The sequence below is a fragment of the Nocardiopsis alborubida genome (assembly GCF_012396365.1).
In the GTDB taxonomy this organism is placed as follows: domain Bacteria; phylum Actinomycetota; class Actinomycetes; order Streptosporangiales; family Streptosporangiaceae; genus Nocardiopsis; species Nocardiopsis alborubida.
The window spans coordinates 122,880-148,397 of the sequence record NZ_JAAXPG010000005.1 but is presented as its reverse complement, the minus strand read 5'-3'; the positions used below and the strand labels follow the sequence as shown (position 1 = coordinate 148,397).

The following is a 25,518-nucleotide window of genomic DNA, read 5'->3' as shown; positions in this document are numbered from 1 at the left end:
ATCGGCGGGCCGCCTGGCGGGGCCCGTGTCTACAGCGTGCATAACACCCGTCGGGGCCGCGCGCATCCTTGCGCGGCCCCGTGCGCGGCGTGGTCCCGCCGCCGCGCGGTCACGGCTCAGCCGACGCCGCCGAGTTCCTCCCACAGGTACGCGGCGCTCTCGGCGCCCTTGAGCAGCAGGGGGACCTCCACCTTCTCGTTGGGGGCGTGGATGCGGTCCTCGTCCAGGCCGACGGCGAGGAAGACCAGCGGCGCACCGAGGATGTCGGCGATGTCGGCCTCGGGACCGCTGCCGCCCTCCCGGGTGAACAGGACCTGCGTGCCGAAGGCGCGCTCCATGGCCGAGCGGGCCGCCTTCAGCGCGGTGGAGGACAGGTCGGAGGCGCAGGCGCGCACGCCCGGTCCGCCGAACTCGGTCTCGGCGCGCAGGCCCTCGGGGGTGACCGCCTCGACGTAGGCGCGGACGCGGTCCTGCACGTGCAGCGGGTCCTGGCCGGGAACCAGCCGGAAGCTGACCTTGGCGTGCGCGGAGCGCGGGACGACGGTCTTGCCGCCCGATCCGGTGTGGCCGCCCCACATGCCGTTGATCTCGGCGGTCGGACGCAGCCAGATCCGCTCCAGCGTGCTGTAGCCCCGCTCGCCCCAGGTGGCGGTGGAGGCGGCGGTGGCCAGCCACTCGCGCTCGTCGAAGGGCAGCCGGGCGATGAGGTCGCGCTCCTCCTGGCTGGCCTCGACCACCCCGTCGTGGAACCCGGGGACGGCCACCCGGCCGTCCTCGTCGTGCAGGCCCGACAGCAGGTCGCTCATGGCCTTGAGCGGGTTGGGGACGGCGCCGCCGAAGGAGCCGCTGTGCAGGTCGCGTCCGGGGCCGTACAGGCTGATCTCGACGTCGGTGACGCCGCGCATGCCCACGCACATGGACGGGGTGTCGGCCGCCCACATGGTGGTGTCGGAGATGACGGCGACGTCGCAGGCCAGGCGGTCGCGGTTGGCGCGCATCAGGTCGGCGAAGTGGACCGAGCCCGACTCCTCCTCGCCCTCCACGAGCAGCTTGAGCGTGACGGGCGGGGCGTCCGCGCCGGAGGCGGCCAGGGCGGCGCTCACGCCGAGGGCGTGGAAGAGCACCTGTCCCTTGTCGTCGGAGGCTCCGCGCGCGAACAGGGAGGTGCCGCGCTCGGTGGGCGTGAACGGGTCGGTCTCCCACTCCTGGACCGGGTCGACGGGCTGGACGTCGTGGTGTCCGTAGACGAGCACCGTGGGTGCGTCGGGGTCGGCTGCGGGCCACTCGGCGAACACGGCGGGCAGGCCGGGCGTCTGCCACACCTCGACGGTGGGGAAGCCGGTCGCGGTGAGGTGGTCGGCGAGCCACCGGGCGGAGCGGACCACGTCGGGGTGGTGCGCGGGGTCGGCGGAGATGGAGGGGATCGCCAGCCACTCCTTGAGGGAGGAGACGAACTCGTCCCGGTGTGCCTCGATGTGGGCGCGTACGTCCATGGGGCCCGTCCTTGCTCGACGTCGTTGTCGGGAACGAGCCTAGGACCTGCGCGAACCGCCCCGGCACGCGGGCCCGGGCCCTTCCCCGCCCGTTGGGTGCGCGGCCTTGGGCCGGGCCGGACGCCCGGGGGCGCCGACCGCCCGGGCGCCCGGCGCCGCGGGGGTCGGGGAACCCTTCCGGTCGCGGGACACTCGAAGGTGCAGGGGCGGGACGCGCCCGCCCGCCGACGAGAGGAATGCACGTGGACACCGTTCCCGCCACCGCGGTCGCTGAGAGGTTCGGCCGCCTCTTCGACACGCTGGACACCGACCGCGACGGGGCCATCACCTGGGACGACTACCAGCGCCTGGTCGACCGCTACACGAACGGGTACGCGCTGGACCTGAGCGACCGCCGGGCCCAGGCCGTCCGCGCCTCCTACCAGATGCTCTGGCTGGAGCTGCTCCGCCACGGGTCGCCCGCCGAGGCGCGCCTGGACCGGGACGCGTTCGTCGCGGCGATGCACGCGGCCTCCGAGGACAGGAGCCGGTTCAACATGACCGAGGGCGTGGCCGAGGCGGTCTTCGACCTCCTGGACACCGACGACGGCGGGTCGATCAGCGAGGCGGAGTACGTCAGGTACGCCGAGATCCTGGGGGTCTCCTCCTCCGACGCCCTGGACCGGTTCAAGGCGCTGGACACCGACGGCGACGGGTTCATCGGCCGCGCGGAGTTCGTCCTGTCGGCCCGGGAGTACCTCTTCGGCGAGGACTCCGCCGCCCCGGGCGGGTTCGTCTTCGGCGTGATCTGAGTCCGCCCCCCGGGACCAGCTGCCGCACCCGGGCCGGTAGTGGCCCCGGGCGGATGCCCGGGGCCCGCGACCGGCCCGGGTCAGCCGCCGGTGGCCTCGCGCCAGGCGTCGAGGTACTCGGGCAGGTTGGCGTCGATGTCGTCCCAGTCGGGCTCGAAGACCTCCACGCCCTCCATGAGCGCCTCCAGCTCCTCGGTGCCCTCGCCCTCCACGGGGACGTCGGTGCGGGCGGGGAAGCCCCCGGCGACGGGGACGACCTGCTCCTGGGCGGCCTCGGAGAGCAGGAAGTCGAGGAGGGCGCGGCCGTCGTCGGCCCGGGGCGCGCCCTCGACGAGTCCGGCGGTGTAGGGCAGGGCGAAGGTGGTCGGCTGGCCTCCCTCGGTGGCGGGGAACCAGATGCCGAGGTTGGGCATGGTACGGGCCTGGGCGAAGTTCATCTGGACGTCGCCGTTGGCGACCAGCAGCTCGGCCTTGTCCACCTTGGGGCCGAGCGCGCCGGTGGAGGAGGACGGGCCGACGTTGTTGGCCTGGAGCTCGCCGAGGTAGTCCATGGCGGGCTCCAGGCCGCCGAAGTCGTGCATGGTCTGGATGAGCACGGCCGTGCCGTCACCCGCCACGCCCGGCGTGGAGTACTGGAGGCGGCCCTCGAAACGGGGGTCGAGCAGGTCCTCCCAGGTGGCGGGCGGCTCCTCCAGCTCCTCGGTGTTGTAGGTGAGGCAGAAGTAGTTGTCGACGATCGAGGTCCACCTGCCCTCGGGGTCCTTGGCCTCGACGTGCTCGGAGCCCTGCGGCTCGTACCGCTGGAGCAGGCCCATGCCGTCGGCCTGCTGGATGAAGGGCGGCAGGGTGATGATGACGTCGGCCTGCGGATTGGCCTTCTCGCGCCCGGCGCGCTGGACGATCTCACCCGAGCCGCCCTCGACGTACTGGACGGTGACGCCGGTCTCGGCCTCGAAGTCGGCGAAGACCTGGTCGAGCCAGCCGGTGCCCTCCTCGTTGCGCAGGCCGTCGGCGGTGTAGACGGTGACGCTGTCGACGGGTTCGAAGGCGGCGCAGGAGGTCAGGGCACCGGCGAGGGCGAGCGCCGTGGCGGCGGAGGACACACGGGCGGTCATGCGGACGGCGGACATGGCGGGCCTTCCTGGGAGAAGAGGTCAGCGGTAGGCGGCGCGGGTGCGCACGCGGGAGAGCAGCAGCAGGACGGCCAGGGTGGTGGCCATCAGGACGATGGCCGAGGCGGCCCCGGAGAAGAGGGCGCCCCGGTCGGTGGCGGCGTAGATCTGGACCGGCAGCGGCATCCAGCTGGGCGGGTAGAGCATCATCGTGGCGCTCAGCTCGCCCATGGACAGGGCGAAGCAGAGCCCGGCGGCGGCGCTGAGCGAGGGCAGCAGCAGGGGCAGCCGCACCTGGAACAGCACCCGCGCCGGGCGGGCGCCGAGGGAGGCGGCCACCTGCGCGTAGGCCGGGTCGAGCCGGTCCAGGGCGGCGGAGACCGACTGGTGGGCGAAGGCCGTCACCAGCACGGTGTGCGCGATGAGCACGATGGCCTGGGTGCCGTTGAGCAGCAGGGGCGGACGGCTGAAGGCCACCAGCAGGGCCAGTCCGACGACCACCGTGGGGACGGCGACGGGCAGCATGAAGAGGGCGTCGAGGACGGCCCTGCCGCGTCGGCCCAGCGCGTGCGCGGTCAGCGCGGACCAGGTCCCGGCGACCAGGGCCAGGATGCTGGCGGTGGCGGCGGTGACCACGCTGACGCGCAGCGCCTCCGGGGTGGTGCCCCGGGACAGCCCGGCGAAGTTGTCCAGGGTGGGCCCCGAGGGCAGGACGCCGCTCCAGTTGGTGGACAGCGACGCGGTGACGATGACGCCGAGCGGGAGCAGGAACAGCGGCAGGACGAGCGCGGTGAACAGCGCCCACACGACCCAGCGGGCGGGTCGGCTATGCACGAGCACGGCGGCCTCCGGAGGGTGCGCGCAGCCGGGCGGTGGCCGCGCGGTAGACGAGGTAGAGGGAGACCGACAGGGCCGCGTTGACCGTGGCAACGACGCAGGCGGTGGTGTAGTCGGCCTCCAGGATCGCCGAGCTGTAGACGAGCATCGGCAGGGTCACCACGTCCTTGGCCCCGGTGAACAGGACGATCGCGAACTCGTTGAGGCACAGCACCAGCACGAGCGCGCCTCCGGCGGCGAGCGCGGGCAGGGCCTCGGGCAGGATGACGGCCCGCACGATCCTGAGGGGGCGAGCCCCCAGGGAGGAGGCGACCTCGATCTGCGCGGTGTCGAGCTGGGCGAACGCGGCGAGCAGCGGCCGCATGACGAACGGCGTGAAGTAGGTGATCTCGGCGAGGACCACTCCCCAGGGCGTGGCGAGGAAGCTGATCGGGCCGGTCTCGGCGCCGGTGGCCTCCGTCCACACGCCGTTGGCCACGCCCACGGTGCCGTAGAGGAACAGCAGCGCGAGCGTGATGAGGAAGGACGGGAAGGACAGGTAGGTGTCGATGAACCGGGCGGCGGCCCCGCTGCCGGGGAAGGGCACGAACGCCACGACCAGGGCGAGGAGGAAGCCCAGGACCAGGCAGCCCAGCGTGGCGGTGACCGCGATGAGCACGGTGGTGACCAGCGCCGACCGGAAGGGCTCCGAGGACAGGACGTCGGCGTGGTGGGCGGTGGTGAGTCCGCCTCCGGGCGCGGTGACCGACTCCAGCGCGACGAGGGCGAGCGGGTACAGGAACACCAGGGCGAGCAGCACGACGGGCGGCACCGCCCACACCCACACGGGGAGGGTGCGGGGCGCCCGGGCCGGGGCGGTCCCGCCCTCGGGGGGCTCGGACGCGGTGCCCGTCGGGGTCGGTGCGGTCCGGACGCTCACGGGGCCTCCCCCTCCGGCAGCAGGACGGCGTCCCTGCGGGCGAAGCCGAGCGTCACGGCCGCACCGGTCTCGGGCGGGGTCCGCATCTCCCGGAGTTCGGCGGTGACGGGGACGCCGTCGACCAGGGCGGTGATCCGGTGGGTGGAGCCGCGCCACTGGACGTCGGTGACCCGCCCCTCCAGGGTGTGCTCGCCCTCGCCGAGGGTGAGCCGGTGCGGTCGCAGGCACACCCGCAGCCCGTCGCCGTCACCGGTGCCGGGCGGCAGGTCGCCGGGGTCGGCCTCCAGAGCGGTGCCGCAGCAGTGCACCCGCCCGTCGGACAGGCGCGCGGGCAGCAGGTTGGCGCCGCCGACGAAGCGGGCGGTGAACGGCGTCCGGGGGCGCTGGTAGAGGCGCCGGGGCGTGTCGCAGTCGCGCAGCCGGGCCCGGTCCAGGACCGCCACCCGGTCGGCCAGGGTGAGCGCCTCGCTCTGGTCGTGGGTGACGTACAGGATCGTGACGTCGGGCAGGTCGCGGTGCAGGCGGGCCAGCTCGGCGAGCATGTCCGAGCGCAGCTGGGCGTCGAGCGCGGACAGCGGCTCGTCCAGCAGCAGCACGCCGGGGCGGATGGCCAGGGCGCGGGCGATGGCCACCCGCTGCTGCTGCCCGCCGGACAGCTCGCGCGGGTGGCGGCGCGTGTAGTCCCCCATCCCGGTCATCTCCAGCGCCTCGGCGACCCGCCCGGCGATCTCGCGGCGGGGCACGCCCTGCGCCCTCAGTCCGAAGGCGACGTTCTGGTCCACCCGCATGTGGGGGAAGAGGGCGTAGCTCTGCACGACCATGCCCACCCCCCGCAGGTGCGGCGGCAGGCCGGTGACGTCGCGCCCGCCGAGCAGGACGCGCCCGGAGGCGGGGCGGACGAACCCGGCTACGGCGCGCAGCGCGGTGGTCTTGCCCGAGCCGGAGGGGCCCAGCAGCGCCATGAACTCGCCGGGTTCGACGGTGAGGTCGAGGTCGTCCAGGACCACTGTCTCCCCGTAGGCGACGCTGACGCGGTCGAAGCGGATACCCACGGGGTCAGCCCTCCCTCGCGGCGAGCAGGCCAGGCAGGTCCGCCACGCCGTCCAGGACGTGGGTGGCCCCGGCCGCGCGCAGGGCGGCGTCGTCGTGGGCGCCGGTGCGGACCCCCGCGGCGACCGAGGCCCCCGCGCTCAGTCCGCTGCGGACGTCGGAGGCGGTGTCGCCGACGACGGCGACGGCGGCCACGGAGGAGACCCGCGCGCGCAGGGCGGCGGTGAGCACCATGTCGGGGTGGGGCCGCCCGCGCCCGCCCGCGTCGGCGGGGCACAGGACGAGGTCGGCGGCGTCCCCCCAGCCCAGGGCGCGCAGGATGCGTTCCTGGGTGTCGCGGGAGAAACCGGTGGCCAGGGCGGTCGTGCGGCCCTGGGACCGCAGCTCGCGCAGGGCCTCCTCGGCTCCGGGCAGCGGCGCGCAGCGGCCCTCGTCCACCAGGCGGGCGTAGGCCTGCTCGAAGGCGCGGTTGGCCTCCTGGGCGCGGTCCTCGTCGCCGCACAGGTGTCGGAAGACGGTGATCTTGGACTCGCCCATGGTGGCGCGCACGTACGCGGCGGCCTCGGTGGTGTGGTCGGGCAGGGCCGCCTCGAAGGCCGCCTCGACGAGGCCGTCGTCGGCGACGGTGGTGCCCGCCATGTCCAGGACGACGAGTTCGACGGGCGGGGCGGGGACGGTGGTGGAGTGCATGGTTACCAGCCCAGTTCGTTGGCGGTGGTCTCGGCGATGGCCGGGGAGCAGGTCATCCCGCGCCCGCCCGGGCCGGTGACCAGCCAGGCGTCGGGGCCCACGGGGGCGCGGTGGACGACCACGGAGGGGTCGGCGCACTGGGCGTAGACGCCCGCCCAGCGCTGGCGGATCGGGGGCAGCGGTCGGCCCAGGAGGCGGCCGGCGACTCCGGCGAGGTGCTCGTAGGGGTCCTCGGCGGTGTCGAAGGAGAAGGGCGCGTCGTACTCGTGGGTGTCGCCGATGGTCAGGGAGCCGTCGGCGCGCTGGACCATGAGCAGCTGCATGCGGTGGTCGCGCGCGGTGGGCGGCTGGGGCTGGGCCTCGTTGAGGGCGTCCAGCTCGGGGCCCCGGTAGGCCGGGTAGTAGCGGAAGCTGTCGCCGTCGGCGACGGACGTGGTGAGGGTCTCGCCCAGGGGTTCGGTCTGGGCCATCTGGAGGCGGACGCGGCGCACGGGCAGGTCGGGGACGAGTTCGCGGACCAGGCCGCCGAGCCAGGCGCCGGTGCACAGGACGACGGCGTCGCCGCGGTGGACCTGTCCGTGGTCGTCGCGGACGGCGCCCGGTCCGGCCAGGTCGCGGACCTCGCGCCCGGTCAGGAGGGTGTAGCGGCCGCTGCGGCCGAGTTCGGTCTGGAGGGCGGCCTGGGCGGTGCGGGGTTCGACCTGGGCGTCGCTGCGGCACCACAGGGCGCCGAGGTGGTCGCCGCGCAGGGCCGGGTTGACCTCGCGGGTCCGCTCGGGGCCGAGGAGCTCGTAGCCGCGCTCGGCCGCGTCGGATGCCGAGGCCGCCGCCTCCGCCACGGCCAGCTCGTGGTCGGTGGTGGCGACGGTGAGGGAGCCGGACGGGCGGAAGCCCAGGGCGGGGACGCGTTCGGCGATCTCCTGCCACAGGACGCGGGCGCGGCGGGCGGCCTCCAGTTCGGGGCCGGGGGCGCGTCCGCCGACCCAGACGAGGCCGAAGTTGCGGACGGAGGCGCCGCGGGCGGCCGCCTCGCGTTCGAGGTGGACGACCTCGTGACCTCGGGAGACGGCGTGCCAGGCGTGCATGGTGCCGAGGACTCCGGCACCGACGATGATCACTCTCATGGTCCGAGGTTCGTCGGTGCGGGTGGAGGCGACCGAGCGCGGCGGGGACGCCCCGGTGAACCGGGGCCAAACTTTGGACCAGACCCGTTATGATTTCGAGATAAAAAGTGTCCGGCGAGCGGTTCCTTCCTCGGTGCCCCCGGAGGTCCGCGGGACCCCGGGGGACGCGTCCCGCGTCGCGCACGCCCCCGGACCCGGGTTACCCCCGCCCGTCCCCGGCCAGGTGGACGCTGAAGCTGAACCGGTCGCCCCGGTAGAGCGAGCGCACCCGTTCGAAGGGGCCGCCCTTCTCGTCCCGGGAGACCCGGTGGATGAGCAGCATCGGCAGCGCCGGAGGGGTACCGATGAGCAGGGCCTCGCGCGGGGTGGCCAGCACGGTCTCCAGGCGCTCGTCGGCGTCGCCGAACGTGATGCCGACGCTGTCGGCGAGGTAGCCGTAGAAGGTGGAGTCCGGGTCGAAGTCGACGTCCAGGCGGGGCACGCGCGCCACCGCGATGTAGGTGGACTCCAGTCCCACCCGCTCGTCGTCGGCCAGCAGGACCCGCTCCAGGTGCCAGACCGGCTCGCCGGGGCTCAGGTGCAGCTCCTCGGCCAGCCGGGGCGGGCACGGCCAGCTGCGCAGGTCGATGAGGGAGCGCCCCGGCCGGAGCCCCTGGCGGCGCACGCCCTCGGTGTAGCTGGCCAGGGACAGGGGCTGCTCCAGCTTGGGGCCGGCCACCACCGTGCCGCGTCCCCGGCGGCTGAGCCTGCCCTCCAGCAGGAGGTCGCGCAGCGCCTGGCGGACCGTCTCGCGGGCCGCGCCGAAGCGCTCGGCCAGCTCGCGCTCGGTGGGCAGCGGCTGGCCCACCGCCAGCCCGGACACCAGCTCGGTGAGCCGTATCCGGACCGCGTAGTACTTGGGGACGCGCCCGTGCTCGGGCACGCCCGCGCGCACGGGGGCGCCGCTGTCCTGGGGGATTCCTGGGATCGACACGCGGGTCATTGTCCACCACACCGGTGAACGGACGGCGACCCGCAGCGGTGGCGGACCTCTCACCCGGGTTCGGGGACGGCGTCGATGAGCGCGGCCAGCCCCTCGGCGTCGAGCAGGTCCGCGGGGCGCACGGTCAGCCCGGCCCGCACGTAGTGGAAGGCGGCGCTCACCTCCTCCAGGCCGACCCCGGCCAGGTCGGCCCAGGCCAGCCGGTAGGCGGCCAGCTGCACGCCCACGGCGCGGCGCTCGGCGCCGTTGCCGGGCGGGCTCCCGGTCTTCCAGTCCACCACGTCGTAGCGGCCGGAGGCGGGGTCGTGGAAGACCGCGTCCATGCGCCCCCGCACGAGCCGGTCCCCGATGACCGTCTCGAAGGGCACCTCCACCTCGACGGGCACGCGCGAGCCCCACTCGCTCTCCTCGAAGCGGTTCTGGAGGTCGGCGAGGTCCTCGTCCTCCCCCGCCGTCTCGTCGGCGGCGCCGGGCAGTTCGTCCAGCAGGGCGGCGCGCTGGCCGAACCGCTGCTCCAGCCAGGCGTGGAACGCGGTGCCCCGGCGCGTGTGCGGAGCGGGCGGCCGCGGCAGCGGCCTGCGGATCTGCCGGGCCAGCGCGGAGGGGTCGCGGGCCAGCCACACCATGGACGACACCGACAGGTGTGCGGGCAGCTCGACCTGGACCGTGCCGTCCCCCGACCCCGGCCCCTCGGTGCGGCGGTGGGCGAGCAGCAGTTCGGTGTCGCGCTCCCATCCCCCGATGCGGCGGCGCAGCCCGGGCGGCGGCGCGGCCTCCTCCGCGGGGTCGGCCTCGCCCGCGAGCAGGCGGGCACGGGCGCGCTCGACCATGGCCGCGCCCTCGGCGATCTGGGATCGGCGGTCGCGCGACCGGTCCGGTTCGGCGCCCGCCTCCGTCTGGGGGTCGGCGCCGTCGTCCTCCTCCGGCGGCCACACGGCCGTGCCGTCGTCCTCCTCCTCGTACGGGTTGTCGTCGGGGTCGGGCCTGGGCTCCCAGTGCACGACCTCCCCGGCGCCGCCCTCGCAGGCCAGGCGGATCTCCTCCAGGAACGGGGAGGGCCCGCGCTCGCTCGCGGCGTCGGTCCCCCACCAGTGGCCGGTGCACAGCAGGGCGAAGGAGGCGCGGGTGACGGCGACGTAGGCCAGCCGCCGCTCCTCCAGCAGGTGGCGCTCCCGCTCGGCCTCCTTGAACGCGTCGATGCCCTTCTTGTCCACCGCGAGGAGCTCGGGCAGGTTCTGGCGGTCGCCGCGCAGCCGGTAGGGCAGCAGGTGCTCGCCCTTGATCCACATGTCGCCCTCGGACAGGCTCGTGGGGAACAGCGGAGAGTACTTGCCTCCGCTGACGCCGGGCACGACCACCACGGGCCACTGGAGTCCCTTGGAGGCGTGCACGGTCATGAGCTTGACGGTGTCGCTCCCGCCGACGCGCTCGCCGGGGGCCAGGCCGCTCTCCCGTTCCGAGGCGGCCCTGAGGTAGCTGAGGAAGCTGCCGAGGGTGGGGTCCTCGCTGCTCCCGGCGAAGCGGACCGCGTGGTCGACGAAGGCGTCCAGGTCGGCGCGGGCGGACAGGGGGTCCCGGCCGCTGCGGGCGCCCACCTCGATGTCCAGGCCGAGCATCCGCTCGGTCTCGGTGACCAGGTCGGGCAGCGGCTGCCCCACCAGCTTGCGCAGGGAGCGCAGCTCCTCGGCGAGGCGGCCCAGGCGCTCGTAGGCGGCCGCGGAGTACCTCTCGGCGGGGCCGGGGTCGTCCACCGCGTCCACCAGGCTGCCGCTCTCGGCGGTCAGGTCCAGGACCGTGCGGCGCAGGATGTCGTCCTCGGCGCTCTCACCGGGGTCGGGCGTGGTGAGGTCGCGCCGGGTCTGGCGGGCCAGCTCGGCCGCGCGGGCCCCGAGGGCGGCCAGGTCGCGCGGTCCGATCCGCCAGCGCGGCCCGGTGAGGACGCGGGCGAGCTCGTTGCCCGCGGAGGCGTCGTGGACCACGCGCAGGGTGGCGATGATGTCGCGGACCTCGGGCACCATCATGAGCCCGCCCAGGCCGACGACCTCCACCGGGATGTCCAGCGCCTCCAGGGCCTCCCTGATCGCCGGGAACTGCGAGCGCTTGCGGCACAGCACGGCGACGTCCCCGGGGCTGACGCCTCCGTCCGCGGCGCTGCCCGACTCCCCAGGCGGCCAGGGCAGCCCGTCGGGGGCGGTCGTGGCGCTGCCCGCCAGGCCGGGGGCGGCGCGCAGGTAGCCGCTGACCTGCTCGGCGATCCACTGCGCCTCCTCCCGCTGTCCGATGAACAGGCCGGTCCGTACGACGCCACGGCCGCGCCGGGCCGGACCGGGGTAGAGGACGGGCACCTCGGTGCTCTCGGCGCGCAGCGGCTCGGAGATGTGCTTGGCGACCTCCAGGACCCTCTCACCGTTGCGGAAGCTGGTGGCCAGGCGGCGCACGGAGGCGGCCCGGCCGGGGGCGGCGGGGAAGTCGTTGGGGAAGTTGGCGAGGTTGGCGGCGATGGCCCCGCGCCAGCCGTAGATGGACTGGCAGGGGTCCCCGACGGCGGTCACAGCGTGACCCTCGCCGAACAGCGCGCGCAGCAGGACGAGCTGGGCGTGGCTGGTGTCCTGGTACTCGTCCAGCAGCACCACGCGGAACCGGCCCCGCTCGATGAGGCCGACCTCCGGGTGGTTCTGGGCGATGCGCGCGGCCAGGGACACCTGGTCGCCGAAGTCCATGGCCTCGCGGACGTGCTTGGCGTGCTCGTAGCCCTCCACGAGCGGCAGGAGCTGTTCGCGGCGCAGCTGGGCGTTGAGCAGGTTGCGGGTGGGCACCGCGGGTTTGCGCGGGAGGGCCTCGACGGCCGCGCGCAGCCACCGGCCGATGCCGCGCACCTGCTCGGTGGTGGTGAGGTGGTCGGCGATCTGCCCGGACAGTTCGAGGACCCGGCGGGTGACGGTGTCGGCTCCGACCGTGATCAGGTCCATGGGGCCGTCGTACTCGCCGACGATCCGTGCGGCGATCTGCCAGGCCTGCCCCTCGCTGAGCAGCCGGGAGGTGGGCTCGACCGCCTCGCGCAGGGCGTGGTCGGCGACGATGCGCCCGGCGTAGGCGTTGTAGGTGGACACGGTGGGCTCGCCGTCGAGCAGTTCCTCGGGCAGCTGTTCGGTGGCGCGCAGCTGCTCCAGGCGTTTGCGCACGCGCTCGGCCAGCTCGGCGGTGGCCTTGCGGGTGAAGGTCAGGCCGAGGATCTGCTCGGGGCGCACGTGGCCGTTGGCCACCAGCCACACCACGCGCGAGGCCATGGTCTCGCTCTTGCCGGACCCGGCGCCCGCGATGACCACGCCGGGCTCCAGCGGGGCGGAGATGACCTCGGACTGCTCGGCGGTGGGCTCGGGCTGGCCGAGGAGGCGGGCGAGTTCCGGGGGCGAGAAGCGGGGCCGGGAAGCGGGGGCGGGGTCTGGGTCCGGGTGGGTCGGGGACGGGGACCGGCGGGGGTGGGGGTGGGTTTCAGACATGTCTGCCCTCGTCCTGAACCGGGCAGCAGGCGCGCACGGCGCACGACCTGCATCCCTTGTTGCGTGTCGCGGTGAAGCGGGACCCGCCCATGCCGGTGGCGACCTCGCGCACCAGCGTCCCGGCCCATCCGGGGTCGGGGTCCTCGCTCAGTGGTGGCTGGGGTTGCTCCCGCGCCTTCTGGATCTTCTCGCCGACCTGCACGAGCGTGGCGCCGCCCGGCTCGGTGAGGCCGAGTTTGGCGAAGGCGCCCTTGAGCACCGCCATCTGGTAGACGCCGAGCTGGGGATGGCGGGCCAGGTCGTCGGCCTTGTTCCTGCCGGTCTTGATGTCCACGACCACGGCCCGCCCCTGGTCGTCGCGTTCGAGGCGGTCCACGCGGCCGGTGATCTCGATGCCGCCCACGTCCACCCGGAACCCCTCCTCCGTGACGACGAGTTCACGGTCGTTGGCGGCTTCCCAGTCCACGAGCTTGCGGACCATCGTGTCGGCGCGGTCGCGCTGCGCCCTGGCCTGCCAGGGGCCGCCGAAGTCCAGGTCGGCCCAGATCTCGTCCATGCGCCCGCTGATCTCGTCGGGGGTGCTGCCCTGGGCGACCAGGACGGCGACCGCGTGCACGACGGTGCCCAGGGCCGAGGCGGAGTCGCCGGAGGAGGCCCCTGCGGCGCGTTCGAGGAGCCAGCGCAGCTGGCAGTTGGTGAAGCTCTCCACCTGGGAGGGCGAGACGCGGATGGTGTCCTCCTCCTCCGCCAGGGGGCGGTCGTCGGTGAAGGGGGTGAGCGCGTACCACTCCGCGGGGTCGGCGCCGCGCACGCCCTCCTCTGCCAGGCGGGCCAGGTGGGTGGCGGCGGCCTCGCGCAGCGGGCCGGGCGCCCCGGGGTCGGTGACCACCGAGCGCAGGTCGGCGACGAGCGCGGGCAGGGACAGCCAGCGCAGGCCGGTGCTGACGGGCTCGGGGTCGCCCAGGCCCATCTCGGCCAGGAAGCGCGAGGGCCGCTCGTCGGTGTCCTCCCCGCCCACCGCGGTCACCACCAGGGAGCGGCGGGCGCGGGTGAGGGCCACGTAGAACAGGCGGCGCTCCTCGTCCAGGAGTTTGGAGGCCAGGGCGGCGCCGGAGGAGTCGGCGGAGTGCACGTCGGTGTCGACGAGCTCCTCCACACCGAGCAGGGAGCCGCGCAGGCGCAGGTCGGGCCAGTCGCCCTCCTGGGCTCCGGCGACCACGACCAGGCCCCACTCCAGGCCCTTGGAGCGGTGGGCGGTGAGGATGCGCACCGCCTCGCCCTCGGGCGCGCGCTCGGCGAGGCTGTCGCCGGGGATCTCCTGGGCGGCGAGGTCCTCCAGGAACCCCGCGGGGCTGCCGGGCGGCAGTCGGTCGCAGTAGCGGGCGGCGCTCTCGAACAGGGCGACCACGGCGTCGAGGTCGCGGTCGGCGGCGGCGCCGCGGCGGCCCCCGGCCAGGCTGGCGCGCAGCAGGCGGTCGGCCAGGCCGCTGTCGCGCCACAGCTCCCACAGGACCTGTTCGGCGTCGGCTCCCCTGGCGGCCAGCTCGCGGACGGTGCGCAGCGCCTGGGCGACGCGCGTGGCGGGCGCGGCGACCTCGGGGTCGACGAGGACGAGTTCGGCCGGGTCGCGCAGGGCGTCCACGAGCAGCTGCGAGGACGGCCGGTAGGCGCCGGAGGGCGCCGTGGGTTCCTCCCCCGCGCCGGTCGCGCCGGGCTCCGCCGCGGTCCGCGCACCGGCTCCCCCGTCCGCGCGCCCCGTCCCGTCGGTGCTCCCGTCCGCGCCTTCGGCCGCGCTCCCGTCCGCCCGCCCGTCGCGGGCGCGGTCCAGGTCCAGGCGGCGCAGCGCGCGCACGAGCCTGCGCAGCCGTACCGTGTCGGCCTCTCCGAAGGGGCTGGTGAGCAGTTCGCGCGCGGCGTCGTCGTCCAGCTCGCCCGGGGCCAGGCCGTAGCGGATCAGCGCGAGCATGGGGCGCACGATGGGCTCGGCGGCCACGGGCAGGTCGTCGGCGCCGACCGCGACCGGGACCGAGGCTGCGGTCAGGGCGCGGCGCAGCACCGGCAGCTGCCGGGTGGAGGAGCGCACCAGCACGGCCATGTCCGACCACGGGACGCCGTCCACCAGGTGGGCTCGGCGCAGGGTGTCGGCGACGACCGCGGCCTCCTGTGCCGCGCTGTCGGCCAGCAGCACGCGGACCTCGCCGTCGGGCACGCCCTCGGCGGGGGTCAGGTCGCGGTGCTCGTTGACGTGGCCGCGGGCGGAGGCGACCGCGGGCAGGCGCCGGGTGAGGCCGCGGGAGGCCGAGAGCAGGGCGCGGCCGCTGCGGCGGCAGGTGCGCAGCGCGACCACGGGCGCCTCGGTGCGCCGCGCGGTCGGGAAGCGGCGCGGGAAGTCGAGGATGCCCCGCACCTCGGCGCCGCGGAAGGCGTAGATGGACTGGTCCGGGTCGCCGACCGCGACCAGGTCGCGGCCGTCCCCGGCCAGGGCGCGCAGGAGTTCCTCCTGGGCGGGGTCGGTGTCCTGGTACTCGTCGACGAACACCGCCTCGTGGGCGGCGCGCTCGCGCGCGCGGACCCCGGGGTCGGAGAGCAGGTTGGCGGCGACCCGCACGAGTTCGGCGTAGTTGAGCGTGGGCACGGGGGCGATGTCGAACCGGCCGGTGTAGCGGTCCAGGAACCCGGCCGCGGCCACCCAGTCGTCGCGGTCGCGTTCGCGGCCGAGCGCGGCCAGCTCGGCCGGGCCCATGCCGCGTTCCTGGGCGCGCATGAGGAAGTCGCGCAGCTCCTCGGCGAACCCGCGGGTCTCCAGGGCGGGGCGCAGGCGTTCGGGCCAGTCCCCCGCGCCGTCCAGGGCCTCGCCCCGCAGGAGTTCGCGGACCTCCATGAGCTGTTCGGGGCCCGAGAGCAGGCGCGGCGGCAGGTCGCCCATGCGCTGGAACTCGCGCCGGATCAGGGCGTAGGCGTAGCTGTGGAAGGTCAGGGCCAGCGGTTCGCGGGTGGTGCGGCGCAGCCGGGCCGTGATGCGCTCGCGCAGCTCCTGGGCGGCCTTGCGGCTGAAGGTGAGCACCAGCACGCGCGAGGGGTCCGCGCCCCGGTGGTCGATGCGGTCCACGACCGACTCGACGATGGTGGTGGTCTTGCCTGTCCCGGGCCCGGCGAGCACCAGCAGGGGCCCGCCCTCGTGCTCGACCACGCGCCGCTGGTTCTCGTCCAGCACCGGCGGCGGCTGCACCTGGTGGGCGCGCCGCACGAGACGGTACGGAGATGTGTTCACACCCACCAGTTCACCAGAGGGTGGCGACCATCCCGCACGTCATCCCCGCCACAGTGGACCGCTCAGGCTCCGCCCTCCCCGTCCCAGCGGGCCCTGCGCATGTCCACGCGATCGCTTCCGGGGCGCATGGGAGTGCCCTCCGCCGCGTAGCGGGACAGGGCCCGGACCTCGTTGCAGGAGGGCGGTCTGCCGTCCGCGCGCACCACGCGCCACCAGGCCACCGCGCCGCCCCAGGAGGACATGACCGAGCCGACCTGGCGGGGTCCTCCCCTGCCGACGTACTCGGCGATGTCGCCGTAGGCCATCACCCGTCCCGGCGGGATCCGCTCGACCACCGCCAGGACCTCCTCGGCGTAGTCGTCCGGCCCGCCCTCCGCGTCCTCGAACACAGGCGGCAGCCTACCGGGGACCGCCGACACGGCGAGGGGCCGCGCGGAGGCGACCCCGGGGCGCGCGCGGCGCCCGGTCAGGCGGTGACCTGGTCTCCGTGCTCGCCCCAGGCGAGCTCGGGGTCGCGCTTGCGGGCCTGGGAGGCCTTGAACAGGCCGAACGCCCCCAGCAGGGCCACGACGGCGCCGAGGATCCACGCCGTCCAGGCGGCGGCGGTGAGATCGGTGAAGCCCAGCAGCCACGGCATCACGAAGACCAGGACGCCGATCGCGAGGACGCCCGCCTCGCTCGACAGCGCCCCCGGCCGGGTGATGGAGACCACCGAGGCCATGATGACGCCCAGCCCGAGGACGAACATCGCGCCCCCGCCGAAGCCGTACATCCCGTGCCAGATCCAGCTCAGTCCCAGGGCCAGACCGGCGAGGATCGCCGCCCAGTCCGCCCATCGTCCCTTGCGTCCCATGGAGCCACCTCCCGAGGAGCGGGCCGCCGTCGGCCGACGGCCCCTGCCCGGACTCCTACCCGCCCGGCGGACTGAGCAGGCACGACGGCGGAAAGCGGGAGGCGGGACGGGGCCGGGAGCCGGGGCGCGAACGCGGCGGGGCGGTGCCGGGATCGCCTCCCGGCACCGCCCCGTCCCCCGTCGGGCCCGTCCGTCAGTACTCGGGCAGGCTCGGGTCGACCTGGTTGATCCAGGCCAGGACGCCGCCGCCCACGTGGACGGCGTCGGAGAAGCCGGCCGCGTGCACCGCGGCCAGCGCCTCGGCGGAGCGGACGCCCGACTTGCAGTGCAGGACGATGCGCCGGTCCTGCGGCAGCTGCTCCAGGGCCCTGCCGTTGAGGAACTCTCCCTTGGGGATGAGCGTGGCCCCGGGGATGCTGACGATCTCGTACTCGTTCTTCTCCCGGACGTCCACGAGGAAGATCTCCTCGGGCTTGTTGTCCAGCAGGTCCTTGAGCTCGCCCGCGGTGATCGTGGAACCGGCGGCGGCCTCGGTGGCCTCCTCCGACACGGCGCCGCAGAACGCCTCGTAGTCGATGAGCTCGGTGACCGGCTCGGTGTCGGGGTCCTTGCGGACCTTGACCTCGCGCCAGGTCATCTCCAGGGCGTCGAAGATGAGCAGGCGGCCCACCAGCGGGTCACCGATGCCGGTGATCAGCTTGATGGCCTCGTTCACCATGACCGAGCCGATGGAGGCGCACAGCACGCCCAGGACGCCGCCCTCGGCGCAGGAGGGCACCATGCCGGGCGGCGGGGGCTCGGGGTACAGGTCGCGGTACTGGGGCCCGTACTCGTTCCAGAAGACGCTGACCTGGCCGTCGAAGCGGTAGATCGAACCCCACACGTACGGCTTGTCGAGGATGACGCAGGCGTCGTTGACCAGGTACCGGGTCGCGAAGTTGTCGGTGCCGTCCAGGACCAGGTCGTAGTCGGCGAAGATCTCCAGCGCGTTGTCCGACTCCAGGCGCTCCTGGTGCAGGATGACGCGGACCCCCGGGTTCACCTCCTTGATGCTGTCCCGGGCGGACTCGGCCTTGGGGCGGCCGACGTCGCTCTGTCCGTGGATGACCTGGCGCTGGAGGTTGGACTCGTCGACGACGTCGAAGTCGATGATGCCGAGCGTGCCCACTCCCGCGGCGGCCAGGTAGAGCAGCGCCGGGGAGCCCAGGCCGCCCGCGCCGACGACCAGGACCTTGGCGTTCTTCAGGCGCTTCTGCCCGTCCATACCCACGTCGGGGATGATCAGGTGACGCGAGTAACGGCGCACCTCGTCCACGGTCAGCTCGTCAGCTGGTTCCACCAGCGGCGGCAGCGACACGGTGACTCCTCATGTCTGTTCGGGTTGCTTCGCACCGCCCGTACCGCAGGGGCCACCGGGCGAGGGGGCGGGGACGCGAAGCGTGCTTGCACTTATACCCAACCTAACGGGTGGGGTATTGCATTCCCGTCACCGGGAGGCGTGGAGCACACCCTTCGCGGGCCCGTCCCTCCCCCTCACAACCAACGCCGCGGGCGAGTTCATCCCCGCTCCGTCCCCTCGTGGTCCGCCGGGCCCCGGCCCAGGTCGGCGGCCGGCCCCGCGGGCGAGTTCGTCCCCGGGGCCGCGCGTACCGGCCCGGGCGGCGGGTAGTGGTCGGGCGTACGCACGGCGACGACGTTGGGGAGGACCCTGTGGCACAGGAGAACCGTTCCGTGGGACGACGCCCGGCCGCCGGCGGGGACCCCGCATCCGAGGTGCCCGAGGCCGACGCGGTCGAGCAGCGCGCGCCCGCCGGGGGCGACGAGGGCGGGGACGGGTGGGAGAATCCGTCCGAGGAGAGCTTCGAGCGAGCCGCCGAGGCGGACGTGGTGGAACAGGCCCGCGAGGCGGGCGTGGACGACGAGGACCGACGCTGACGGGGAAGGCCACGCCCGCCCGGGCCCGCGTCCTTTTTCCTCCGCTTCCTCCTGGCCGCCGATCGCGGCCCTGACCACCTGTTCGGCCGGTGCCGCGCCGCGCCCGTCCGGGACCCCAACCGGCTTCCCCCTGCTCACGGGGAACCTACGCCGGAGTAGGATGAGGGGGACCGCTGTGGAGCGCGCCCACTGGCCGCGGTCCGCCAGCACTAGCCACGCAGATGTCCGGTTATGGCGTGCATCTGCCATGCCGAGTTCGGAGGGTCGGTGTGACAGCTCCTTCAGACTCCCGCGCCCGGGGTACCCGCTTGCCCCGGGTCAGGCGCCGCCGCCAGCTCCTGGCAGCGGCCCAGGAGGTCTTCGTCGCTCGCGGGTACCACGCGGCGGCGATGGACGAGATCGCCGACCGCGCCGGAGTCAGCAAACCGGTCCTCTACCAGCACTTCCCGGGGAAGCTGGAGCTGTACCTGGCCCTGCTGGAGGAACACTCCGAGGTGCTGGTCGAGAAGCAGCGCGAGGCCCTGGAGAGCACGGACGACAACCGCCAGCGCGTCATCGCGAGCTTCCGCGCCTACTTCGACTTCGTCGCGGGCGACGGCGAGGCCTTCCGGCTGGTCTTCGAGTCCGACCTGCGCAACCTCCCGGCCGTACGGGAGAAGAGCGAGGAGACCTTCCAGCGCTGCGCCGAGGTCATCGGCGAGGTGATCCGCCAGGACACCAGCATCTCCGACGAGGAGGCGCACCTGCTGAGCATCGGGCTGGTCGGCATGGCCGAGACCAGCGCCCGGTACTGGCTCAACAGCCGCGGCTCCGTGCCCAAGGACGCGGCGGAGCAGCTGGTGGCCCGCCTGGCCTGGCGCGGCATCAGCGGCTGGGACCTGCAACGCGGCTCCGGGGAACAGGGCTGACGGATCCGGCGGGACCGGCCCCGCCGCCCGACGACGACCGGCCCCCGTGCGCGCACGGGGGCCTTCGCCTTCCCCGGTGACGCCCCGAAAGCGCCCCGGCAGCCGAGAAAGGGATTTCTTCCCACTGCCGGGCAAGGAATGTCCCAAAAAAAGGTAATCACCTCCGCTTGCGTGGGACAAGCGATTCAATTGCCGCCCTCCGGGTATCGCCGGAATGAGAAGTAACGCACTTCTCTTCGCCGTATCCGCCCGGTCCTTCGCTTCGAAGCCCCGGCGGAGCAAGCGATTTGGGGGTGAAGACGTTATGGACATGGGTCAGGGCCTGATGACGGCCTGGCAGGCGGTGGCGAGCTTCGTGCCGCTGCTGATCGGCTTCCTGGTGATCCTGGTCCTGGGATGGATCATCGCCTGGTTGGTGGGCAAGGCGGTCGCCAAGGGTCTGCACGGCGTCGGACTGGACCGTGCCCTGCACCGCGGAGGTGTGGGCGAGTACTTCGAGCGCAGCCGCTGGAGCGCCAGTGAGCTGTGCGGAAAGATCATCTACTACGTCGGGCTGCTGTTCGTGTTCACGCTCGCGTTCAGCGTCTTCGGACCGAACCCGATCAGCACGCTGCTCAACGACGTCATCGCCTGGATCCCGCGCGGCATCGTCGCGCTGGTGATCGTGGTGGTGGCCGCGATGATCGCCAAGGCGGTCCGCGACATCGTCTCCGGTGCGCTGGGCGGCCTCTCCTACGGCCGTTTCCTGGCCAACGCCGCTGGCGTGTTCATCCTGGCCCTCGGCGTCATCGCGGCGCTGAACCAGATGGGCGTGGCGGTGACCGTCACCGTGCCGGTGCTGATCGCGGTCCTGGCCACGGTCGGCGGCATCCTCGTCGTCGGTGTGGGCGGCGGCATGATCGAGCCGATGCGTTCGCGCTGGTCCCGCTGGTTGGACGTGGCCGAGCGCGAGACCAGCCGCATGAGCGAGGAGAGCAGTTACCGGGCCGGTCGCGAGGCGGCCCTGGGCCGTCCCTCGACCGCCGAGCGCACGGAGCCGCGCGAGGGCGCGACCTCCCAGAGCGCACGGCGCGGCGCGGGCGGCGAGCCGCCCGCGCCGTAGCCACGGGCGCGGACACGGGGCGGGGGCGGGGCCGTACGGCCCCGCCCCCGCCGTGTGCCGCCGGACGCCCCCTAGAGGAATTCCGAGTCGCGCAGTTCCAGGCGTGAGAGATGCTCGATCCGCCGGAAGGTCAGCACGACGGAGGCGATGATCGGGAGGAAGGCCAGCCAGAAAGCGACGTTCCCGGGCCCGGTGAAGACCATCGACACCAGCGCGACGACGAAGATCAGTGCGAAAAGCGCGAAGTCGACGCGGTCCTGTTGGATCAGGACGCCGACCGGTGGGCGCGCCGCCCCATGCCGACCGCTCCTCATTCGCCTTCCTTTCTCGCGGCTCTGCGGGCCGCTCCGCCAGTTACGGTGCCTGTGGGTCCGTTTTCCGGACCGACATAACACCGTCAGTCCCAGGTTGCATTCCGCAGGACCCTGGTTCTGCCACGGTGCGCCGGACCGGAATCGGCCGCTGTGGAGTCACCAGTACTTTTCAGCGTACGCCCGAAGACGGGTTTCCACCGGAGAACGGGTAGGGACGGGGGCCACGAGGAGCTCGGGTTGTGAACCACACCGGTCTGCGGACGCCACCAAACCTAGCGGACGAAACCGCGCTCCTTGGCCAGTCGGCAGATCGCGAGGACGCGCAGTGTCTCCCAGTCGTACTCGACCGCCTCGGAGTCCCAGCCCCGTTCGAGGCAGCCGTCGAGGAATCCGTGCAGGTAGGTGCCCAGGGTGCGGGCGTTGAGCTCGCTACCGGAGGAGGTGATGCCTTCGCACACCTGTGCGGCGTGCTGGTCCAGCTCAGCGCACATCCAGGGTTCGATCGGGGCACCGAGGGGGCCGATCCGGTGGAAGTCACGGGTGAGTCCGGCCAGCGGATGGCGCACGGAGGTCCCACTGGGCATGGAAGTACCTACTCGCGTGGTCAGGAGACGGAAACTTCATCGATTTTACGGCCAGTGCCCAACGAATCGTCACGAAAGTGTTGGATATTACCCGCGCTTGACCAAGATCCCACAGGGGCCGGTCAAGGACGGGCAAGGAATCCGGCCGCCGCGATCGCGTGTCAGGCGGTCAGTCCCATGGCCTTGAGGCGGTCGGAGTGGCGGTCGGTGAGGGAGGCGAACATCCGGCTGACCGCGGCGAGGTCGCCGAGCCCCGTACCGTCCGGGACGCGCCCGGGGTCCCCGGCCAGGAGCGCGGCGAGCTGGGGGCGCGAGACCGCCACGGCCTGCGCCTGGCTGAGCGCCTCGCCGACCAGGCGGCGGGCCCACAGGGACAGGCGCCCGACCAGCTTGGGGTCCTCCTCCACCGCGGCGCGCACCGTCGCGGAGACGAACTCGGCCCGCCCGGTCTCGGCCAGCACGCCCTCGACCAGGGTCCGCGTCTCCTCGTCGGCCAGCTCGGCGACCTTGCGGTAGAAGTCCCCCGCGATGCCCTCGCCGACGTAGGTCTTGACCAGGCTCTCCAGCCAGCTCTGCGGCTCGGTCCGGTCGTGCCAGGCGTCCAGCGGCCCCACGAAGGGCCCCATGGCCTCCTCGGGCACCGCTCCCAGCTCCTCCAGCCGGTCGCGGAGCGACTGGTAGTGCGCCTGCTCGGTGGCGGCCAGGGCGGCCAGCTGCCCCTTGGAGCGCAGCGACGGGGCCAGGCCCGCGTCGTCGGCGAGGCGGAAGAAGGAGCCGAGCTCCGCGTAGGCGAGCAGGCCGAGCAGGTCGATCACGCCGGGCTCGGCGGAGGGGCCGTGGGTCATGCCCGCCAGGGTATCGCCAGGCCCCCCGGGCACCGAACCGGGGACTAAACGGACCGAAGGCACGGTTGTACACGCCGGGAGCGGGTACGGTCCACGCCGTCCACAGCCCGGTGAACTGGTATGTCCACCTGGCGAGTCAGCAGCTAGACTCTGCGTGATGACCGGTGTGTGCGTCCGACGCGAACATCTCCCTCACACACGCGGGATCTCCCACGTACCGGCGCCGCGGAGGCGGCGCCCGCACAGGCGCGGGCCCCACCGACGGTGGACCGGACCGCGCGAGGAATAACGACGAACCACGGATGCTCCCCGTCCCGAGCGGGGAAGGTCCCGATCCGCGGCCGGACAGAACCCCTGCGCCGCACGGGACCTCACGGCAGCGCCACCGCACCGTTCCGCGAGAGGGACGACCGGTGAGCCGCGCCCCCCGCGGCGGCCGAGGAGCCGTCCGCGACCGCATCCCGCCGCGGCCACGCCAACGTTGCGGCCCGCCAAGATGGAGGCTTGAGCCCTGAGCAGCACAGAAGTCACGACCAAACCGAAGACGACCTTCCGCGACCTCGGTGTGAGCACCGAACTCGCGGACGCCCTGGAGGCCGAGGGGATCATCGAGCCCTTCCTCATCCAGGAGCTCGCCCTGCCGATCGCGCTGGGCGGCAGCGACATCATCGGCCAGGCCCGTACCGGCACCGGTAAGACCCTGGCCTTCGGCCTGCCCCTGCTCCAGCGGGCGCAGAAGGACCCCGGAACGTCCAAGCGGCCGCGCGCCCTGGTCGTGGTCCCCACCCGCGAGCTGGCCATCCAGGTCGCCGCGGACCTGACCACCGCCAGCAAGCGCAGCGGGACCCGCATCCTGACCGTCTACGGCGGCCGCTCCTACGAGCCGCAGGTCAACGGCCTCAAGGAGGGCACCGACGTCGTCGTCGGCACCCCGGGCCGCCTGCTGGACCTGGAGAAGCAGAAGCACCTGAGCCTGGGCGGCGTGTCCGCGGTGGTGCTGGACGAGGCCGACAAGATGCTCGACCTGGGCTTCCTGCCCGACATCGAGCGCATCCTCACCAGGATCCCGAGCGAGCGCCAGACGATGCTCTTCTCGGCCACCATGCCGAGCGAGATCGTCTCCCTGTCGCGCAAGTACCTGCACCGCCCCACGCACGTGCGCGCGAGCGACGACGACGAGATCGACGGCTCGGCCATCACGGGGCAGATCACGCAGCACGCGTTCCGCACCCACCAGATGGACAAGATCGAGATGCTCGCCCGCCTGCTCCAGGCGCAGGACCACGGCCAGAGCATGGTGTTCTGCCAGACCAAGCGGGCCTGCGACCGGGTGGCGGGCGACCTGGAGACGCGCGGGTTCGCCGTCGCGGCCGTCCACGGCGACCTGGGGCAGAGCCAGCGCGAGCGGGCCCTGCGGGCCTTCCGCAACGGCAAGATCAACATCCTGGTCGCCACCGACGTGGCCGCCCGGGGACTCGACGTGGACGACGTCACGCACGTGGTCAACTACGAGACCCCCGAGGACGAGAAGACCTACACGCACCGCATCGGCCGCACCGGCCGGGCCGGGCGCAGCGGCACCGCCGTCACCTTCGTGGACTGGCAGGAGATGCCGCGCTGGAAGCTGATCAACGGCGCCCTCAACCTGCCCTTCCACGAGCCGGAGGAGACCTACTCCACCTCGCCGCACTTCTTCGAGGCGCTGCGGATCCCGGCCGGGACCAAGGGCAGGCTGGCCGCGGACCGGCGTGACGAGCACGCGGGTCTGGAGGCCGAGGAGATCGAGGACATCGGCGACACCGGCGTGGCGCGCGGCGAGCGCGGCGGTCGGCGGGGCCGGGGCCGCGGCGAGGGCGCGCGAGCCGAGGGCGGACGCGGTGAGAGCGGACGCGACGAGGGCGGACGCGGCCGGAGCCGCGGCAGCCGTTCGCGTCGGCGCACCCGAGGCGGCCAGAGCGCGGCCGGGGCCGAGGCCGCGGCGGGCAAGGCCGAGAGCGCGCCGGTGGCCCAGGAGGCACCGCGTGAGGGCGCGGCACCCTCCGACGAGGGCGCGCGCAAGGTACGGCGCCGCCGCCGTACCCGCGGCGCGGTCCGCAGGGACCCCGAGAACACCTGACCCCTCCCCGGCGCCCGCCCGTGGCGGGCGTCGCGGCCGTGCGCCCCGCGGCCCGGTCGCGGGGCCCCGGGGCCGACGCCCGCACCGGTCCCGGCCGTCGGCCACGACCCGGGTTATGTCTGCCCGGGCTGACGATCGTCTAGGGTGACCCGACGTGAGTACACCTCAGTTCATCGACCTGCCACCGGGCGTGCGACGCGCCGATCTGACCCTGTCGTACGGTCCGGTGGCCGCCCTGCGGGCGCTGCCCACCTCCGGCGGCCCCGAACTGGCCCCCGCTGTCCTGGTGCACGGGTTCACCGGCAGCAAGGAGGACTTCATCGCCCTCCTCCAGAGCCTGGCCCAGGCCGGGCGGGAGGTGGTCGCGATCGACCTTCCCGGCACCTACGAGTCACCGGGCCCCGAATCCCTCTCCCCTCCCCCGGGCGTGCGCAGGCCGGACTACGGCCTGCCCTCCCTGGGCGCGGTGGTCGCCGAGGTCATGGACCAGGTCGGCGACGGCGGCCCCGTCCACCTGCTGGGCCACTCCTTCGGCGGGCTGGTCTCACGCGAGGCCGCGCTGGTGGAGATGGCGCCGCTGGCCTCGCTCACCCTCCTGTGCTCGGGCCCCGGCGCCCTGAGCGGTCCGGGCGCGGGCACCGCGAGCGGCCTCATCGCCGCCGTGTCCGTCAACCCCACCGCCGAGCGGCTCCGCGAGCTGTGGGAGGAGCAGTTCGACTCCGTGGCGCGGGCCCGCAGCTCCCGGTCCGAGATCCGCGACTTCCTGCGCGACCGGCTGTTGAGGAGCAGCGCCGTGGGACTGATGCACATGGCGGAGGAACTGGTGTCCGCGCCGGACCGCGTGGACGAACTGGCCCGGGTGGACGCCCCCAAGCTGGTCCTGTACGGCGAGAACGACGACGCCTGGCCGCTGGAGGAGCAGGACCGGATGGCCGAGCGGCTGGGCGCCAAGCGCCTCGTGGTGCCCGGTGCCGGACACTCCCCCAACGTGGAGGCGCCCGAGACCGTCGCGAGCGCGCTGACCGCGTTCTGGAACGAGGCGGAGTCGGTGGGCCGCCGCTGAGCGCGGTCCCCACGGCGACGGCCGCCGCC

The 25,518-nt window shown here is 73.8% G+C and carries 22 protein-coding genes; 6 read left to right on the top strand and 16 right to left on the bottom strand.

Annotation, left to right across the window (positions count from 1 at the left end):
* Window positions 1–116: 116 nt before the first annotated feature.
* Window positions 117–1,493, bottom strand: coding sequence for a dipeptidase (locus tag HGB44_RS07135; protein ID WP_061081972.1), 1,377 nt, complete (start codon window positions 1,491–1,493; stop codon window positions 117–119).
* 236 nt (window positions 1,494–1,729) lie between these two features.
* Between HGB44_RS07135 and HGB44_RS07130 the strand changes: the two genes are divergently transcribed.
* Window positions 1,730–2,284 (top strand): EF-hand domain-containing protein, encoded by a 555-nt coding sequence (locus tag HGB44_RS07130; protein ID WP_061081973.1) that lies wholly within the window; start codon window positions 1,730–1,732, stop codon window positions 2,282–2,284.
* Between the two features lie 80 nt (window positions 2,285–2,364).
* Here HGB44_RS07130 and HGB44_RS07125 read toward each other — a convergent pair whose 3' ends face one another.
* The 12 genes from HGB44_RS07125 to moeZ all read right to left on the bottom strand — a co-directional run bounded on the left by HGB44_RS07125 (window position 2,365) and on the right by moeZ (window position 17,979).
* A complete protein-coding gene (locus HGB44_RS07125; protein WP_082768491.1) occupies window positions 2,365–3,414 on the bottom strand; it encodes a 2-aminoethylphosphonate ABC transporter substrate-binding protein in 1,050 nt (349 codons plus the stop codon).
* A gap of 24 nt (window positions 3,415–3,438) precedes the next feature.
* Window positions 3,439–4,236: an ABC transporter permease gene (locus HGB44_RS07120; RefSeq protein ID WP_061081974.1), complete on the bottom strand. Its 798-nt coding sequence runs from the start codon at window positions 4,234–4,236 to the stop codon at window positions 3,439–3,441.
* Window positions 4,223–5,152, bottom strand: a complete 930-nt coding sequence (locus HGB44_RS07115; RefSeq protein ID WP_061081975.1) for a 2-aminoethylphosphonate ABC transporter permease subunit — start codon at window positions 5,150–5,152, stop codon at window positions 4,223–4,225. Before HGB44_RS07115 ends, HGB44_RS07120 begins: the two co-directional genes overlap by 14 nt.
* On the bottom strand, window positions 5,149–6,204 hold the full coding sequence (locus HGB44_RS07110) for an ABC transporter ATP-binding protein (protein ID WP_061081976.1): 1,056 nt from the start codon (window positions 6,202–6,204) through the stop codon (window positions 5,149–5,151). The genes HGB44_RS07115 and HGB44_RS07110 overlap by 4 nt, the downstream gene beginning before the upstream one ends.
* Window positions 6,205–6,208: 4 nt before the next feature.
* On the bottom strand, window positions 6,209–6,892 hold the full coding sequence (locus HGB44_RS07105) for a phosphonatase-like hydrolase (protein ID WP_061081977.1): 684 nt from the start codon (window positions 6,890–6,892) through the stop codon (window positions 6,209–6,211).
* A 2-nt stretch (window positions 6,893–6,894) separates the two neighbouring features.
* A complete protein-coding gene (locus HGB44_RS07100) occupies window positions 6,895–8,010 on the bottom strand; it encodes a TIGR03364 family FAD-dependent oxidoreductase (protein ID WP_061081978.1) in 1,116 nt (371 codons plus the stop codon).
* A gap of 205 nt (window positions 8,011–8,215) precedes the next feature.
* Complete coding sequence (locus tag HGB44_RS07095) at window positions 8,216–8,998, bottom strand: GntR family transcriptional regulator (RefSeq protein ID WP_061081979.1); 783 nt, start codon at window positions 8,996–8,998, stop codon at window positions 8,216–8,218.
* A gap of 50 nt (window positions 8,999–9,048) precedes the next feature.
* Window positions 9,049–12,498: an ATP-dependent helicase gene (locus HGB44_RS07090; protein WP_061081980.1), complete on the bottom strand. Its 3,450-nt coding sequence runs from the start codon at window positions 12,496–12,498 to the stop codon at window positions 9,049–9,051.
* Window positions 12,491–15,745, bottom strand: a complete 3,255-nt coding sequence (locus HGB44_RS07085; protein WP_231972535.1) for an ATP-dependent helicase — start codon at window positions 15,743–15,745, stop codon at window positions 12,491–12,493. The genes HGB44_RS07090 and HGB44_RS07085 overlap by 8 nt, the downstream gene beginning before the upstream one ends.
* Before the next feature lie 86 nt (window positions 15,746–15,831).
* Window positions 15,832–16,158, bottom strand: a complete 327-nt coding sequence (locus HGB44_RS07080) for an MGMT family protein (RefSeq protein ID WP_061081982.1) — start codon at window positions 16,156–16,158, stop codon at window positions 15,832–15,834.
* A 77-nt stretch (window positions 16,159–16,235) separates the two neighbouring features.
* Window positions 16,236–16,622 (bottom strand): SPW repeat protein, encoded by a 387-nt coding sequence (locus HGB44_RS07075; protein WP_061081983.1) that lies wholly within the window; start codon window positions 16,620–16,622, stop codon window positions 16,236–16,238.
* A 193-nt stretch (window positions 16,623–16,815) separates the two neighbouring features.
* A complete protein-coding gene (moeZ, locus tag HGB44_RS07070; RefSeq protein WP_061081984.1) occupies window positions 16,816–17,979 on the bottom strand; it encodes an adenylyltransferase/sulfurtransferase MoeZ in 1,164 nt (387 codons plus the stop codon).
* Window positions 17,980–18,353: 374 nt separating this feature from the next.
* Between moeZ and HGB44_RS07065 the strand changes: the two genes are divergently transcribed.
* The 3 genes from HGB44_RS07065 to HGB44_RS07055 all read left to right on the top strand — a co-directional run bounded on the left by HGB44_RS07065 (window position 18,354) and on the right by HGB44_RS07055 (window position 20,567).
* Entirely contained in the window at window positions 18,354–18,557 is a 204-nt protein-coding gene (locus HGB44_RS07065) for a hypothetical protein (protein ID WP_231972534.1), read from the top strand.
* A gap of 269 nt (window positions 18,558–18,826) precedes the next feature.
* A complete protein-coding gene (locus tag HGB44_RS07060; RefSeq protein ID WP_061081986.1) occupies window positions 18,827–19,465 on the top strand; it encodes a TetR/AcrR family transcriptional regulator in 639 nt (212 codons plus the stop codon).
* Between the two features lie 304 nt (window positions 19,466–19,769).
* Complete coding sequence (locus tag HGB44_RS07055; RefSeq protein WP_061081987.1) at window positions 19,770–20,567, top strand: mechanosensitive ion channel family protein; 798 nt, start codon at window positions 19,770–19,772, stop codon at window positions 20,565–20,567.
* 71 nt (window positions 20,568–20,638) lie between these two features.
* Here the strand turns inward: HGB44_RS07055 and HGB44_RS07050 are convergent, their stop codons facing one another.
* From HGB44_RS07050 to HGB44_RS07040, 3 genes are all read right to left on the bottom strand, one after another.
* On the bottom strand, window positions 20,639–20,881 hold the full coding sequence (locus HGB44_RS07050; protein ID WP_017564197.1) for a hypothetical protein: 243 nt from the start codon (window positions 20,879–20,881) through the stop codon (window positions 20,639–20,641).
* Between the two features lie 272 nt (window positions 20,882–21,153).
* The gene (locus HGB44_RS07045; RefSeq protein ID WP_061082741.1) at window positions 21,154–21,465 is read right to left on the bottom strand and encodes a DUF6401 family natural product biosynthesis protein; all 312 of its coding nucleotides are present in this window, start codon (window positions 21,463–21,465) and stop codon (window positions 21,154–21,156) included.
* 161 nt (window positions 21,466–21,626) lie between these two features.
* The gene (locus HGB44_RS07040) at window positions 21,627–22,310 is read right to left on the bottom strand and encodes a ferritin-like fold-containing protein (RefSeq protein ID WP_061082742.1); all 684 of its coding nucleotides are present in this window, start codon (window positions 22,308–22,310) and stop codon (window positions 21,627–21,629) included.
* Window positions 22,311–22,875: 565 nt separating this feature from the next.
* On the opposite strand from HGB44_RS07040, the gene HGB44_RS07035 reads away from it, so the two are divergent.
* Both HGB44_RS07035 and HGB44_RS07030 read left to right on the top strand, forming a co-directional pair.
* Complete coding sequence (locus HGB44_RS07035; protein WP_061082743.1) at window positions 22,876–24,426, top strand: DEAD/DEAH box helicase; 1,551 nt, start codon at window positions 22,876–22,878, stop codon at window positions 24,424–24,426.
* Between the two features lie 190 nt (window positions 24,427–24,616).
* The gene (locus tag HGB44_RS07030; protein WP_061082744.1) at window positions 24,617–25,489 is read left to right on the top strand and encodes an alpha/beta fold hydrolase; all 873 of its coding nucleotides are present in this window, start codon (window positions 24,617–24,619) and stop codon (window positions 25,487–25,489) included.
* Window positions 25,490–25,518 lie beyond the last annotated feature (29 nt).

What these genes read in the sequence shown, in the direction of transcription:
- HGB44_RS07135 (WP_061081972.1), bottom strand. Translation starts at nt 1,493, where the DNA reads ATGGACGTACGCGCCCACATCGAGGCACACCGGGACGAGTTCGTCTCC.
- HGB44_RS07130 (WP_061081973.1), top strand. Translation starts at nt 1,730, where the DNA reads ATGCACGTGGACACCGTTCCCGCCACCGCGGTCGCTGAGAGGTTCGGC.
- HGB44_RS07125 (WP_082768491.1), bottom strand. Translation starts at nt 3,414, where the DNA reads ATGTCCGCCGTCCGCATGACCGCCCGTGTGTCCTCCGCCGCCACGGCG.
- HGB44_RS07105 (WP_061081977.1), bottom strand. Translation starts at nt 6,892, where the DNA reads ATGCACTCCACCACCGTCCCCGCCCCGCCCGTCGAACTCGTCGTCCTG.
- HGB44_RS07095 (WP_061081979.1), bottom strand. Translation starts at nt 8,998, where the DNA reads ATGACCCGCGTGTCGATCCCAGGAATCCCCCAGGACAGCGGCGCCCCC.
- HGB44_RS07090 (WP_061081980.1), bottom strand. Translation starts at nt 12,498, where the DNA reads ATGTCTGAAACCCACCCCCACCCCCGCCGGTCCCCGTCCCCGACCCAC.
- HGB44_RS07075 (WP_061081983.1), bottom strand. Translation starts at nt 16,622, where the DNA reads ATGGGACGCAAGGGACGATGGGCGGACTGGGCGGCGATCCTCGCCGGT.
- HGB44_RS07055 (WP_061081987.1), top strand. Translation starts at nt 19,770, where the DNA reads ATGGACATGGGTCAGGGCCTGATGACGGCCTGGCAGGCGGTGGCGAGC.
- HGB44_RS07050 (WP_017564197.1), bottom strand. Translation starts at nt 20,881, where the DNA reads ATGAGGAGCGGTCGGCATGGGGCGGCGCGCCCACCGGTCGGCGTCCTG.
- HGB44_RS07045 (WP_061082741.1), bottom strand. Translation starts at nt 21,465, where the DNA reads ATGCCCAGTGGGACCTCCGTGCGCCATCCGCTGGCCGGACTCACCCGT.
- HGB44_RS07040 (WP_061082742.1), bottom strand. Translation starts at nt 22,310, where the DNA reads ATGACCCACGGCCCCTCCGCCGAGCCCGGCGTGATCGACCTGCTCGGC.